We start from the raw sequence: 14,440 nt of genomic DNA, 5'->3' as shown, positions 1-14,440 counted from the left end.
GCGTTTTCGGGTATGAGGGACTCATGTTAGCGCTATCGTAAATCTTGAACCCTCCGTGGAACCCATCTGGATGAGCATGAAAACCGATATTCTGAACCGTCTGAAATATTCGCTGGGCAAGGATGCCGAAAACGCATCGACCTATGATTGGCGGATCGCAGTGTCGCTCGTTTTGCGGGACCAGATGGTCGAGACATGGTTCCGGTCGACCAAGGAAACTTACGAGGCATCGCCAAAGCGAGTCTATTACCTGTCGATGGAATTCCTGATCGGGCGTCTGATCGAAGACATGATCTCGAACCTGCAGATGGAAGACACAGTCAAAGCGGCGATTGCCGAATTGGGTCAGGACTACAACACCATCGTGCATGACGAACCGGACGCAGCACTTGGCAATGGTGGGCTTGGGCGTTTGGCCGCGTGTTTCATGGATTCACTGGCCACGCTGGGCATTCCAGCCTTCGGTTATGGAATCCGGTATGAACACGGATTGTTCGAGCAAAGCTTTGCCCAAGGACAACAGGTCGAGAAGCCTGAGACTTGGCTCACCCAGCGCCATGCGTGGGAATTCGAACGCCCCGAAGCGCGGTATCGGATCGGCTTTGGCGGACATGTCGAACACCATGAAGGCAAGGCACATTGGCACCCCGGCGAAGTGGTGATGGCAACAGCACATGACACGCCAGTCGTCGGCTGGAAGGGCGAATGGGGCAACACGCTGCGGCTGTGGTCGGCAGAACCCGCCAAGGAGTTCGACCTCGAAAGCTTTAACCGCGGTGATTACCTTGCCGCTGGCTGGTCCGAGGCACTTGCACGCACGATCAGCCGGGTGCTGTATCCCGACGACACCACCGAAAGCGGCAAGGAACTGCGCCTCAAGCAAGAGTATTTCTTTACCGCCGCCTCTCTCATGGACCTGCTGCGCCGCTATTTGAAAGACCACGACGATATCCGCGCGCTGCCGGATTACGTGGCGATCCAATTGAACGACACGCACCCGGCCATTGCTGGTCCGGAACTGGTGCGCATTCTGGTGGACGAGCATGAGATCCCGATGGATGAGGCGATCCCGCTTGCGCGCAAATGTCTGGCCTACACCAATCACACGCTTTTGCCCGAAGCATTGGAACGATGGAGCGAACATCTGATGGGTCGCATTCTGCCGCGTCATCTTGAGATCATCCGCGCCATCGAACACGCGCATCAGACCGAGTTCCCCGACAGCCCACGTATCCTAGAGCACGGTGACGTTCGCATGGGCGAGTTGGCGTTCATCATGGCGCACAAGGTCAACGGTGTTTCGGCGCTGCACACCGAACTGGTCAAAGAAACGGTCTTTGCCGATCTGCACCGCATCCACCCGACCCGGATCATCAACCAGACCAACGGCATCACGCCGCGCCGCTGGCTTTATGGCTGCAACCCATCGCTATGAACCGCCCCGGGTTTACCGGAGAGTTTCTGGTTCAATAGTTAGGCTGCTTTTTCGTCAGCGTTCAAGCTTGCGTAGAATGCCTCCTCTGCTTCTTGTGGCGTGATGTAACCGACGGCGCTGTGAAGGCGGGTGTTGTTATACCAGTCGACCCATTTCAGAGTTTCCCATTCGACCTGACCGACCGACTTCCAGGGGCCGAGGAACTTGATGACCTCGGTCTTGAACAGGCCGATGATGCTTTCGGCGAGGGCATTATCATAGGAATCGCCGACGCTTCCGACCGAGGTATCGATGCCGGCCTCTGCGAGCCGCTCGGTGTATCGGATCGACAGGTATTGGCTGCCACGATCACTGTGATGGATCAATTTGTCAGCCTCAGACGGCGCCCTCTGGCAGATGGCCTGGTTCAGGGCATCCAAGACGAAACCAGTCGTCATCGAGGTCGAGACCCGCCAGCCAACGATCTTGCGAGCGAAGACGTCGATGATGAAAGCCACGTAGACCATTCCTTGCCAGCTGGAAACATAGGTGAAGTCGCTGACCCAAAGCTGGTTTGGCATGTCCGCCACGAAGGCTCGGTTTACCTTATCGTGCGGGCAAGGTTGTGCCGTATCGGGGTTGGTGGTGATCACCTTCTTGCCCTGCACAACGCCTTGTAATCCCATGACCTGCATCAACCTCTCCACCGTGCAGCGGGCGATATCATGGCCACTGCGGCGTAGCTGGTGCCAGACCTTGCGCGCGCCATATCGGCCCCGGCTGCCCTCGAAGGCCTGCTTGATCGCAGCCATGTCCAGCTGATCCTGCCTGGCCCGGTCCGATGCCAGATCCGGATCACGCTCCACGGCCTTGAAGGCGTAATAAGTCGATGGTGCGATCCCCAGAACCCGGCAGATCGGCCCGACACCATGGACACAACGGTGATCATCAATGAACGCGATCATTTGCGGAATGGGCGGTCGAGCTCCGCCGCTGCGAAATATGCGCTGGCCTTCTTCAGGATCTCGTTGGCCTGGCGCAGTTCACGGACCTCACGCTCAAGTTCCTTGATCCGATCCTTCTCGGCACTTGTCAGACCGGCCCGCTGCCCGGCATCGCGTTCGGCCTGCTGACACCAGACCCGCAGACTGTCCGGCGAACAGCCAAGCTTCGGCGCGATGGCCTTATAGGCGGCCGTATCGCTGGAATAATCGGTACGGTTCTCTCGAAACATCCGAACACCGCGTTCGCGAAGCTCGGCCGGATAGGCGGGGGTGAATCTCTGCTTTGTCATAGGGCTCATCCTTTGAGTGTTTTACTCTCCGGTAAACCCGGGGCGGTTCACTACGCCATCTGATCACTGACACCATCGGAGAAGACTGGGTGGCTGATCTGGAACAGCTGACCGCGCTCAAATCCAAGCGGGATGATGCGGCGTTTATCGAAGCCTTCACCGCGTCCAAGCGCGAGAACAAGGTCAACCTGTCCAACTGGATCGGTCAGACGATGGGCGTGACGCTTGACCCCGACGCGATGTTCGACGTGCAGATCAAGCGCATCCACGAATACAAACGTCAATTGATGAACCTTTTGGAGACTGTCGCGTTGTGGAATGACATGCGCGACAACCCGAACGCAGACTGGACACCGCGAGTAAAGATTTTTGGCGGCAAGGCAGCGCCGGGATATTTCGTGGCCAAGGACATCATCCGCCTGATCAATGACGTGGCACAGGTGATCAATGCCGATCCGATCACCGGCGACCGGCTCAAGATCGTGTATCCGCCGAACTACAACGTGACGATGGCCGAACGGCTGATCCCGGCGGCTGACCTGTCGGAACAGATCTCGACCGCTGGCAAAGAGGCGTCGGGCACAGGAAACATGAAATTCGCCCTGAACGGTGCGCTGACCATCGGCACGCTCGACGGTGCGAATGTCGAAATCCGCGACCATGTCGGGTCGGAAAACTTCTTCCTCTTCGGTCTGACCGCACAAGAAGTGATGGAGCGCCGCACGCATCACGGCTATTCCCGGGCCGCCATCGAGGCCAGCCCGCGTCTGCAGCGGGTGCTGGGCCAGATCGCCGAGGGGCGTTTTGCACCACATGACCCAAGCCGCTATCATGGGCTTGTGGGGATGCTTTATGACCATGATTATTTCCTCGTGACCTGCGATTTCGACAGCTATTTTGACACGCAGCGCCGCGCCGACACCGCCTATCGCAACCCGGCGAACTGGGCAGCGATGGCTCTGGTGAACACCGCCAGCATGGGCTGGTTCTCGTCCGACCGTACGATCAAGGGCTATGCCCGCGATATCTGGGGGGCCAAGAGCGTGACCCAAGCCAAGCTTGAGAAATCGGCATGACACAGGCAGCGCCTCTGATCGACGCAAAGACCGCAAACGACATCGCTCAGGGGCGGCATGGCGATCCATTCGCCGTTTTGGGCTTGCACGAGGTGGATGGCGCGCTGGTGATGCGGGCGATGCGGCCGGAGGCCGACAGCGTAGAGGTGATCGACGCCAAGACCGGTCGGGCGCTGGTGACGTTGGAGCGGGTGGCCGATGGTCTGTTCGCAGGCGTGATTCCGCGCCGGAAAAAGCGGTTTGACTACCATCTGCGCATGACGCGCGGCAGTGATGTTTGGGAGGAACAAGACGCCTATGCCTTTGGCCCCAAGCTGGGCGAGATGGACGAGTACCTTCTGGGCGAGGGCACACATAACCAGCTTTGGGATGCGGTCGGTGCGCATGTCTGCACACATCAAGGCGTCGAGGGCACGCATTTCGCTGTTTGGGCACCCAATGCCTTGCGCGTTTCCGTCGTTGGCGATTTCAACGGCTGGGATGGTCGCCGCCACGTGATGCGCCGCCGGGGTGCAACAGGCGTGCACGAGATTTTCCTGCCCGCATTGGGCGATGGCACCGTCTACAAATATGAAATCCTTGATGGCGCTGGCAATCTGCTGCCACTCAAAGCCGACCCGGTGGGGTTTGGCGCGGAACTGCCCCCTGCTACGGCGTCGGTCGTTCGCGACTTGCGGGGGTATGAGTGGTCGGATTCGGGCTGGCTGACCAAGCGCGGGGCAAAGTACAAGATCGACCAGCCGATTTCGATCTACGAGGTGCATCTGGAAAGCTGGCGGCGCGTCCCGGAAGAGGGCAACCGGTCGCTGACCTATCTTGAACACGCGTCGATGCTGGTGAAGTACGCCCGCGACATGGGCTTCACTCATATCGAGCTGAGGCCCGTGTCCGAATACCCGTTCGGCGGGTCGTGGGGCTATCAGCCGGTGGGCCTGTTCGCGCCCACATCACGGTTCGGCACACCGCAGGAGTTTCGCGCCTTTGTCGATGCCTGCCATCAGGCGGGGCTCGGCCTCATTATCGACTGGGTGCCGGGGCATTTCCCGACCGACCAACACGGGTTGGGCCAGTTCGATGGCACGCCGCTGTATGAACATGCCGACCCCAAGGAAGGCTTCCACCCCGACTGGAACACGCTGGTCTATAACTATGGCCGGACGGAAGTGCAGAACTTCCTGATCGCCAACGCGAAATTCTGGTTCGAGGAATATCACATCGACGGGCTGCGCGTGGATGCCGTGGCGTCGATGCTCTACCGCGATTATTCGCGCAAAGAGGGCGAATGGGTGCCCAATCAGCATGGCGGGCGCTAAAACCTTGAAGCCATCGCCTTCATGCAGCGCATGAACGAAGTGGTTTATGCCGCCGATGACAGCATCCTGACCGCCGCCGAGGAAAGCACCGCCTTTCCTGGGGTCAGCGCGCCGACCAGTACAGGCGGTCTGGGCTTTGGGTTCAAGTGGAACATGGGGTGGATGAACGACACCCTGCGCTACATGGCCGAAGACCCGATCAACCGGAAATATCATCACGACAAGATGACGTTTGGGCTGCATTACGCCTTTTCGGAAAACTTCATCCTGCCGATCAGCCATGACGAAGTGGTGCATGGCAAAGGGTCGATGCTGGGCAAGATGCCGGGCGACGACTGGCAGCGCTTTGCCAACCTGCGCGCCTATTACGGGTTCATGTGGGGCCATCCCGGCAAGAAGCTGTTGTTCATGGGCTGCGAGTTTGCCCAAGGCGGCGAATGGAACAACGAAACCAGTCTTGATTGGCATCTGTTGGACCATGCGCCGCATAAGGGCATGCAGAGCCTCGTGCGCGATCTGAACTCGCTCTACCGCACGACGCCCGCGCTTTACGAGAAAGACACGTCTGAGGACGGGTTCCGCTGGATCGACGGCGGCAACGCGGCGGATTCGGTGTTTTCGTGGGTGCGCTACGGCAAAGAGGGCACACCGCCGGTTCTCGTGGTGTCGAACTTTACCCCCGTGCCGCGCACCAATTACCGCATCGGCGTGCCGCATGCGGGCCATTGGGCCGAGAAGCTGAATTCGGACGCCGCGATCTATGGCGGAACGGACACGGGCAATCCGGGGGGTGCTGACGCACAGGAGGTGTCGATGCACGGCTGCCCATATTCCATCGAGATCACCGTGCCGCCGCTGGCGACCGTGTTCTTTCAACTGTCAGACAGTTGAGGACGCAGATGACAAAAAGGGGGAGGAAAGACATGAGAGAAGACAGGTTCAGCCTGGCGCAGCAATCTATGGCGTTCATTCTGGCTGGCGGACGGGGGAGCCGCCTGAAGGAAATGACCGACATCCGCGCCAAACCCGCCGTCTATTTCGGCGGCAAGACTCGCATCATCGACTTTGCCCTGTCCAACGCGGTGAATTCCGGCATCCGGCGGATCGGTGTCGCGACGCAGTACAAGGCACACAGCCTGATCCGGCACATGCAGCGCGGCTGGAGCTTTTTCCGGGCCGAACGCAACGAGTCGCTGGATATCCTGCCAGCCTCGCAGCAGATCAACGAGGACAACTGGTACAAGGGCACCGCAGATGCGGTGACCCAGAACATCTCGGTCATTCGCGGGTATGGTCCGAAATACGTGCTGATCCTTGCCCGTGACCACATCTACAAACAGGACTATTCGCTGATGATCGAAGAGCATGTCCGCTCTGGTGCCAAGGTCACGGTGGGCTGCATCGCGGTGCCACGCGAAGAGGCCAAGGGCTTTGGCGTGATGGCGGTGGACGACAGCGACAAGATCCTCGATTTCGTGGAAAAGCCTGCAGATCCTCCCGCAATGCCCGGTGACGAGACCAAGTCGCTGGCCAGCATGGGGATTTACGTGTTCGAGGCCGAGTATCTTTACGAGATCCTTGAAAAGGATGCTCTGAACCCGGACTCGGAAAACGATTTCGGCAAGGACATCATTCCGGGTATCGTTGCCGCAGGCGGCGCGCGGGCGCATCCGTTCAGCCGCTCCTGCGTCATGTCGGGGCTTGAGACCGAACCTTACTGGCGCGACGTTGGAACGATCGACGCCTATTGGCAGGCCAATATCGACCTCACGGATTTCGAACCAGCGCTGGATATCTACGCGACCGACTGGCCGATCTGGACCTATTCGGAACTGACGCCACCGGCCAAGTTCATCCACAACGAAGAAGGCCGTCGCGGACAAGCGGTGTCGTCGATGGTGTCGGGTGGGTGTATCATTTCGGGGTCGTCGCTTTATCGGTGTCTGCTGTTCACCGGCGTGAAGACGCATTCGTTCTCGCAGCTCGAAGGGGTGGTCGCCCTGCCCTATGCCGAGGTGGGACGCCGCGCCTAACTGAAGAACGTGATCCTCGATCGGGGTGTGAAAATCCCGCCGGGGCTGATCGTGGGTGAAGATCCCAAGGAAGATGCCATGCGGTTCCGACGCACCGAGAGCGGCATCTGCCTTATCACGCAAGAGATGATCGACAAGCTGGGTAAGTAACATGAACGTCCTGATGGTGGCTTCGGAATGTGCGCCTTTCGTGAAAACGGGTGGATTGGCGGATGTGGTCGGCGCATTGCCTGCCGCTTTGGCACGGGTGGATGTGGACGCACAGGTGGTGTTGCCCGCATATCCGCCGCTTTTTCCGTTGCTGCCCAAGGGCGAAGAAGTTGCACGATTTGACGACCTGCCGGGCGGCCCCGGCCGCATCGTCAGAGTAACCGTACAGGGGATTACGCTTCAGCTGCTGGACGCGCCCCAACTCTTTGACCGGCCCGGTGGGCTTTATGTCGATGAAGCGGGCAAAGATTGGGCCGACAACCATCTGCGCTTTGGCGCGTTATCGATGGCGGGGGCGCGCATCGCAATGGGGGCAATCGACGGCTATCAGCCCGATGTCCTGCACGCCCATGACTGGCAGGCGGCGCTTGCGCCGGTCTACTTGCGGATGGCCGGGCGCGACACGCCGAGGTCGATCATCACCATCCACAATATCGCCTTCCAAGGCCGGTTTGGCCCGCAGGTTCTGGACCGGCTGCACCTCAAGACCGATTGGTTTCATCCTGAGGGGCTGGAGTTCCATGGCGATCTGAGCTTCCTCAAGGGCGCATTGATGTACGCGGATCGGATCACCACGGTCAGCCCGACCTATGCGCGCGAAATACTCACGCCGGACTTCGGTATGGGGCTTGAGGGCGTGTTGCAGGCGCGTGCCTCGGTTCTGAGCGGAGTGCTGAACGGGATCGACATCGACGCATGGAATCCTGCCGATGATACCGCTTTGGCCGAGCCCTATGAGGCCAAAACGCTAAAGCGCAAAGCGGCGAACCGTACCGCGCTGAGCGAGCGGCTGGGACTGAACACCGACTCCGCTGGTCCGCTGTTCTGCGTGGTCAGCCGTCTGACCAACCAAAAAGGTCTGGATGCTTTGCTGGACGCCGTACCGCATCTGGTGGAACGGGGCGCACAGCTTGCCGTTTTGGGCACGGGCCAACCCGAGCTCGAACAAGGCTTCCGCGATGCGGCACAGGCCCATCCCGGTCAGGTTGCTACCCATATCGGCTACGACGAGGCGCTGTCACATCTGTTTCAGGCGGGCAGCGATGCGATTCTGATCCCGTCGCGGTTCGAACCCTGCGGACTGACCCAGCTGTACGGCCTGCGCTATGGCACCCTGCCCGTTGTCGCGCGCACCGGGGGACTGGCCGATACGGTGATCGACGCCAACGTCGCAGCGATCCTTGCCAAAGCGGCCACAGGTTTTGTCTTCATAGATGTGAGTGCCTTCGGGATTGCGCAGGTCATCGACCGGGTGGTTGACGCCTATGCTGACCCGAAACTGTGGCAATCCCTGCAACGCGCCGCTATGCGTCATCCTGTGAGCTGGGACAGCTCTGCCCAAGCCTATCGTGACCTTTACACCGATCTTGTCTGATGACCTATCACGCCACCGTTTCCGCAACGCTTGAACCCGGCTCACCGTCGCGGTTGGGTGCGCATTACGATGGGGGCGGCACGAATTTCGCGGTGTTCTCGGAACATGCCGAACAGGTCTCCCTGTGTCTGTTTTCACAGGACGGCACGCGCGAAGAGATGCGTCTTCCGCTGCCCGAACGTACAGGGGCGGTGTGGCATGGGTATCTGCCGGGGGTACAGCCCGGTACGCTTTATGGCTACCGCGCGTCAGGGCCTTATGCGCCCGAGGCTGGGCATCGCTTTAACCGCAACAAGCTGCTGATCGACCCGTACACGCGCGAGTTTCATGGCGCGTTCACCGATCACACGGCAAGTTTTGGGTATCAGCACGCCGCACCCGAGGCGGATCTGTCCTTTGACAGCCGCGACAGCGCACCGTTTGTGGCGAAGTCGGTGGTGTCGGACCCGGCGCTTTTCCCGATGGATGCGCAGCCGTTGTCCAAGGGATGGCAAGACACGCTGATCTATGAAGCCCATGTCAAAGGGTTGACCAAGCGCCATCCGGGGATGCCCGAGAACCTACGCGGCACCTATGAAGGTCTGGCCTCGCCCGTCATGCTGGAGCATTTGACCAAGCTTGGCGTGACGGCGGTCGAACTGCTGCCGGTACAGGCGATCAAGTCCGAAGGGGCGCTCTCGGGGCGCGGCCTTGTGAACTACTGGGGCTACAACACGGTCGGGTTCTTTGCGCCCGAGCCGCGCTATTTCGGCCCCGATGGCGTGCGCGGCTTCCGCGCGATGGTGGACAGGTTCCATGCTGCTGGGATCGAGGTCATTCTTGATGTGGTCTACAACCATTCAGCGGAAGGCGATCACCTTGGCCCGACCCTGTCGTTTCGCGGGCTCGACAATGCTGCGTATTATCGCCTGCAGGACGACCAGCCGCGCTATTATGTGAACGATACAGGCTGTGGCAACACGCTGAACGTGACGCACCCTTTTGTCATCCGCATGATCCTCGACAGTCTGCGGTTCTGGGTACAGGCGATGGGAGTCGATGGGTTCCGCTTTGATCTTGCCACAACGCTGTGCCGCGAAACGGATGGGTTCGACCGCTCGGGGCGCTTCATGAGCGCGCTACGGCAAGACCCGGTGTTGGCGGACGTGAAACTCATCGCGGAACCCTGGGATATCGGCCCGGACGGATACCAGTTGGGCGGCTTCCCGGCCAAAGTCGCCGAATGGAACGACCGTTATCGCGATACGGTGCGCAAATTCTGGCGTGGCGATGCACATGGCGCGCAGGAGTTGGGATCAGCACTGCTTGGCACCGCTTACCTGTTCGACAAACGCGGGCGGCGGGTGTGGTCATCCGTCAACTATGCCGCCTCGCATGATGGCTACACGCTGGCCGACACAACGCAATTCGAGAACCGCCACAACGAGGCCAATGGCGAAGGCAATCGCGACGGACATAAAGAAAATTACAGCGACAATTTCGGCGTCGAAGGACCAAGCGACGACCCAGCGATCCGCGCCCAACGCGCAAGGCGACAGCGCAACATGCTGGCCACGGTGTTCCTGTCCCAAGGCACGCCGATGCTCTTGGCCGGGGATGAGGGCGGACACACGCAGCACGGCAACAACAACGCCTATTGTCAGGATAATGAGACCACATGGATCGACTGGGCGGCGCTAAACCCTGAGATGATTGGCTTTACTGCAGAACTTTCCCGGTTCCGGCACGAAACACCGATCCTGCGGCAGATGGATTTCCTGCACGGGGCCACGCGTGAGACAGACCGCCGCAAAGACGTGGAATGGCGCGGTTTCGATGGCAAACCTTTGAATTGGAGCGACGACACACTGTCCAGCCTGTGCCTGCATTTGCGCGGCAATGCGGAAAGCGTGGCGGGCAAAGCGCTGACCGACGAAGTGCTCTTGGCCTTCAATCGGAGCGACGACGATCTTGATCTTGTGCTGCCAACCGCGCCGGACGTTTGGGTGCGCGAAATAGACAGTTCAGAACCTGCCCAGACCGCAACGCCCATTTCCGCAGAGCGGGTCTGCGTCCCGGCCCAATCGGTCAGTGCCTTTGTTCTCAAGCCCGGTTCTGCCAGATGAGCGACACCGACGAAAGTTTGCGCGCGCTAGCACAGGCGCAAGGCATCTACCTCGACTTTTTCGACTTGCATGGCATCCGGCACGAGACCTGTCCCGACACGCTGCGAGCCTTGCTCAAGGCTTTGGGGACGGAGGCAGACAGCCCGGCACAGGTGGCCGAGGCATTGGCGGCGCAGACTGCGGACGCGCGGCCGACAGAGGTGATTGCCTTTGCCGGAGACCCGATCACCGTTCCCATGCCCGGCACCTGCGACTGGTCGCTGGTGAATGAGCAAGGGGACATCATTGACGAAGGCCATGCGAGCGGCGTGATTAACCTCCCTCGGTTGGGTGTTGGTTATTACGACCTGCACATCACGGGTGCGCAATCCGGCCGGTGCTTTGTCATGGTGCGCCCGCACCGCGCGCCTGATCTGGCGTCGAAGGCGCATATCGACGCTTGCTGGGGCACGACTGGGGCGCTTTATGGTTTGCGCTCAGCCACGAATGGCGGGCTGGGAAATTACCGCGATCTGGGCGCCGTTGCCACCACGTTCGGACGGGCCGGGGCAGAGTTCCTGGGGGTCAATCCGCTGCACGCACTGGGCTGGGCGATGGAGGAGATCATCAGCCCCTATTCGCCGTCGCATCGCGGCATGTTCAACATCGACCATATCGCGGTTGAAGGTGGGTTAGGGCCGACACCGGACGCAGGCCTCATAGACTATGCGGCATTCCGTGAACGGCATCGCGCAGCGTTGGAGGTGCAATTCAAAACGCGCGACAAGGACGCGTTTGCAGATTGGTGCGAGACCTGCTCTGACGAGACCCGTCAGTTCGCCGAGTTCGAGGCGATCAGCGAAATCCATGGGCATGATTTCCGCACTTGGCCTGTACCGTTGCAAATACCCGGAGCAGCGGCGCGCAAGGCTGCTGGAAAACGGGCGGAATTCCATCTGTGGCTGCAATACCTGGCCGCCACCCAGATCGACGCGGCACAGCGCGACGCCTGTGCCTCGGGTATGGCGCTTGGCCTTTACCTTGATCTTGCAGTGGGTCCACGCCCCGACGGGGCCGAGGTCTGGGTCAACGCGGACACCATCGCGCACGGCGTCACCATCGGTGCGCCCCCCGATCATCTGAGCCCCGAGGGTCAATCCTGGGCGCTGGCCGCGCATGCGCCGGGGCCGTTGGCACAAGCACGCTACGCGCCGCTCAGGTCAATGCTGCGGCGTTTGATGGCGAAATGCGGCGTGCTGCGGATCGACCATGCGCTGGGGCTGTTGCGCAGCTATTGGCTGCCAGACGATGGCAGTCCGGGCGGATACATCACGCAACCATTGGACGCGCTTTTGGCCGTGATCACCATCGAGGCGCATCAGGCCGGGTGTTTGGTGGTGGGCGAAGACCTTGGGCTGGTGCCGGATGGTTTTCGTCAGGCGATGAACGACGCGGGTCTGTACAGCTATGCCGTCTGGCAGTTCGAGGCGAACCATCTGGGGGACATCCTGCCGGCCGACACTTTGCCGCCCCAAAGCCTAGCCTGTTTCGGCACCCACGACACGCCAACGCTCAGCGGCTTCTGGCACGGCACCGACATTGACTGGTGGCAACGGGTTGGCTGGCTGTCTTCGGGCGACCGTGCCGCGCGCCATAGCCAACGGGCCAAACAGCGCGCCAGCCTGCGCGACGTTTGCGCGATCCCAAGCACTGCGCAGATTGGAGACATCGTTGACGCCATCCACGGCGGTTTGGCGCACTCTCCGGCGGCGTTGGTGTCGGTGCAGATGGACGATGTGTTTGGCGAGCTTGAAGCGCAAAACCTGCCCGGCACGATCAACGAACACCCCAATTGGCGACGACGGCTGAGCCTGCCCATCGACGCGATGGAACAGAGCGCGGCCTTGCTGCATATTTCAGATGTGATGAGCAATGCGCGCGGCGCACCCGCTCACCAAGACGAGACGGACCACCCCAAGGAGGTACCCGCATGACGATCCTGACCCAGACCTGCACCCCGTTTGAGGGCCAGAAGCCCGGCACATCGGGGCTGCGCAAGAAGACCCGCGTTTACATGCAACCGGGCTACGTGGAGTGTTTCGTTCAGTCGATCTTCAAGGCAATCGGTGGCGTTGCGGGTAAGGCATTGGTGATCGGCGGCGACGGTCGGTACTTCAACGCCGAGGCGATCCAGACGATCCTGCGCATGGCCTCGGCCAATGGCGCTGCGCTGGCGATTGTCGGTCAAAGCGGGCTGCTGTCCACCCCGGCGGCATCGAACCTGATCCGCCAGCGTGGGGCGGATGGTGGGTTGATCCTGTCGGCCAGCCACAATCCCGGTGGCATCGACGAAGATTTTGGACTGAAATACAACATCTCGAACGGGGGGCCTGCGCCCGAAGCGATCACCGACGCGATCTTCGAGCAAACCAAAACACTCAGCAGCTACAAGACACTGGACACGGCAGATATCGACCTTGGCCAGATCGGAACAGTGTCATTGGGCGAGATGGCGGTGGAGATCGTCGATCCGGTCGACGACTACGCCGCGCTGATGGAAGACCTGTTCGACTTCGCAGCCCTGCGGGCGCTGTTCGCCAGCGGCTTCACCATGAAATTCGACGCGATGCATGCCGTGACCGGACCCTATGCCAAGACCATTCTGGAAGACACTCTGGGCGCGCCTGCGGGTACGGTGCTGAACGGTGTGCCGTCGGTGGATTTCGGCAAGGGCCACCCCGACCCGAACCCGATCTGGGCCAAGCCGCTGGTCGACATGGTGATGTCCGACGACGGGCCTGATTTCGCGGCGGCGTCTGACGGGGATGGCGACCGGAACATGATCCTTGGCAAGGGCGTCTATGTCACGCCATCAGACTCGCTGGCTGTGCTGGCAGCCAACGCGCATCTGGCCCCCGGATACGAGCGCGGTATCGCCGGCGTGGCGCGATCCATGCCGACCAGTGGTGCGTGTGACCGAGTGGCCGAGGCGCTGGCGGTTGAGTGTTTCGAAACACCGACAGGCTGGAAGTTCTTTGGCAACCTGCTGGACGCCGGGCGCGTGACGCTCTGCGGCGAGGAAAGCGCTGGCACCGGCAGCGACCATGTGCGCGAGAAGGACGGGCTTTGGGCGGTTCTGCTGTGGCTCAACATTCTGGCGGTGCGCAAGATGTCGGTGAAGGACATTCTGCAGGACCATTGGCAGACCTATGGCCGCAACTATTATTTGCGCCACGATTACGAAGCCGTGGACTCGGCGGCGGCGAACGGGTTGATGGCCGACCTGACGATGAAGCTGGACGCTTTGGCGGGGCAGACCTTCGGGGCGTGTACCGTGACGATGGCGGACAGCTTTTCCTACCATGATCCGGTGGACGGGTCGGTGAGCCATAATCAGGGGCTTCGGATCAATTTCGAGGGCGGTGGTCGTGCGGTGCTGCGGTTGTCCGGCACCGGCACTGAGGGTGCGACGCTGCGTGTCTATCTGGAGCGGTATGAAGCGCCCGAAGGCGATCTGAACATCGAGACGCAGGCGGCGCTTAAGGACATCGCGGAGGCGACCGCGTTGATCAGTGGCTTGACCGAGCGCACCGGACGGACAGCGCCTGACGTGATGACCTGAGCGGGGAAGCCCTTTCGAA

5 protein-coding genes, 4 pseudogenes and 1 other annotated feature are annotated in these 14,440 nt (G+C 60.7%); of the genes and pseudogenes, 8 read left to right on the top strand and 1 reads right to left on the bottom strand.

The genetic code is table 11. The features are described from left to right. Positions 1 to 76: 76 nt before the first annotated feature. Positions 77 to 1,432: pseudogene (gene glgP, locus ACK3EW_RS01440) on the top strand (glycogen/starch/alpha-glucan family phosphorylase); the annotation flags it as partial. Positions 1,433 to 1,473: 41 nt separating this feature from the next. On the opposite strand, the gene ACK3EW_RS01435 reads toward glgP, so the two are convergent. After that, a protein-coding gene (locus tag ACK3EW_RS01435; RefSeq protein ID WP_493807110.1) for an IS3 family transposase occupies positions 1,474 to 2,708 on the bottom strand; the annotation gives its coding sequence in 2 pieces (ribosomal slippage) (positions 1,474 to 2,408 and positions 2,408 to 2,708; 1,236 coding nt in all). Next, positions 2,305 to 2,421 (bottom strand) — a sequence feature (AL1L pseudoknot). (Overlaps the previous gene by 117 nt.) Positions 2,709 to 2,758: 50 nt before the next feature. Between ACK3EW_RS01435 and ACK3EW_RS01430 the strand changes: the two are divergent. The 7 genes and pseudogenes from ACK3EW_RS01430 to ACK3EW_RS01400 all read left to right on the top strand — a co-directional run. Continuing rightward, positions 2,759 to 3,784 (top strand): annotated as a pseudogene (locus ACK3EW_RS01430) (glycogen/starch/alpha-glucan phosphorylase); the annotation flags it as partial. Then, a pseudogene (gene glgB / locus ACK3EW_RS01425) lies at positions 3,781 to 5,988 on the top strand (1,4-alpha-glucan branching protein GlgB). The pseudogenes ACK3EW_RS01430 and glgB, both read left to right, overlap by 4 nt. A gap of 32 nt (positions 5,989 to 6,020) precedes the next feature. Next, positions 6,021 to 7,280 (top strand): annotated as a pseudogene (gene glgC / locus ACK3EW_RS01420) (glucose-1-phosphate adenylyltransferase). A 1-nt stretch (position 7,281) separates the two neighbouring features. Continuing rightward, positions 7,282 to 8,715 carry a glycogen synthase GlgA gene (glgA, locus tag ACK3EW_RS01415; protein ID WP_493808168.1) on the top strand — a complete coding sequence of 478 codons (1,434 nt, stop codon included), beginning with the start codon at positions 7,282 to 7,284 and terminating at the stop codon, positions 8,713 to 8,715. Then, the gene (glgX, locus tag ACK3EW_RS01410; RefSeq protein ID WP_493808167.1) at positions 8,715 to 10,820 is read left to right on the top strand and encodes a glycogen debranching protein GlgX; all 2,106 of its coding nucleotides are present in this window, start codon (positions 8,715 to 8,717) and stop codon (positions 10,818 to 10,820) included. Before glgA ends, glgX begins: the two co-directional genes overlap by 1 nt. Beyond that, the gene (locus tag ACK3EW_RS01405) at positions 10,817 to 12,793 is read left to right on the top strand and encodes a 4-alpha-glucanotransferase (RefSeq protein WP_493808166.1); all 1,977 of its coding nucleotides are present in this window, start codon (positions 10,817 to 10,819) and stop codon (positions 12,791 to 12,793) included. The genes glgX and ACK3EW_RS01405 overlap by 4 nt, the downstream gene beginning before the upstream one ends. Next, positions 12,790 to 14,421, top strand: a complete 1,632-nt coding sequence (locus ACK3EW_RS01400) for an alpha-D-glucose phosphate-specific phosphoglucomutase (RefSeq protein ID WP_493808165.1) — start codon at positions 12,790 to 12,792, stop codon at positions 14,419 to 14,421. The genes ACK3EW_RS01405 and ACK3EW_RS01400 overlap by 4 nt, the downstream gene beginning before the upstream one ends. Positions 14,422 to 14,440: the final 19 nt, after the last annotated feature.

It is taken from the genome of Marivita sp. NO-S04 (assembly GCF_059070475.1).
The sequence above is the reverse complement of the archived record's forward strand: the minus strand, read 5'-3'. Positions and strand labels throughout refer to the sequence as shown.

What these genes read in the sequence shown, in the direction of transcription:
- glgA (WP_493808168.1), top strand. Translation starts at nt 7,282, where the DNA reads ATGAACGTCCTGATGGTGGCTTCGGAATGTGCGCCTTTCGTGAAAACG.
- glgX (WP_493808167.1), top strand. Translation starts at nt 8,715, where the DNA reads ATGACCTATCACGCCACCGTTTCCGCAACGCTTGAACCCGGCTCACCG.
- ACK3EW_RS01405 (WP_493808166.1), top strand. Translation starts at nt 10,817, where the DNA reads ATGAGCGACACCGACGAAAGTTTGCGCGCGCTAGCACAGGCGCAAGGC.
- ACK3EW_RS01400 (WP_493808165.1), top strand. Translation starts at nt 12,790, where the DNA reads ATGACGATCCTGACCCAGACCTGCACCCCGTTTGAGGGCCAGAAGCCC.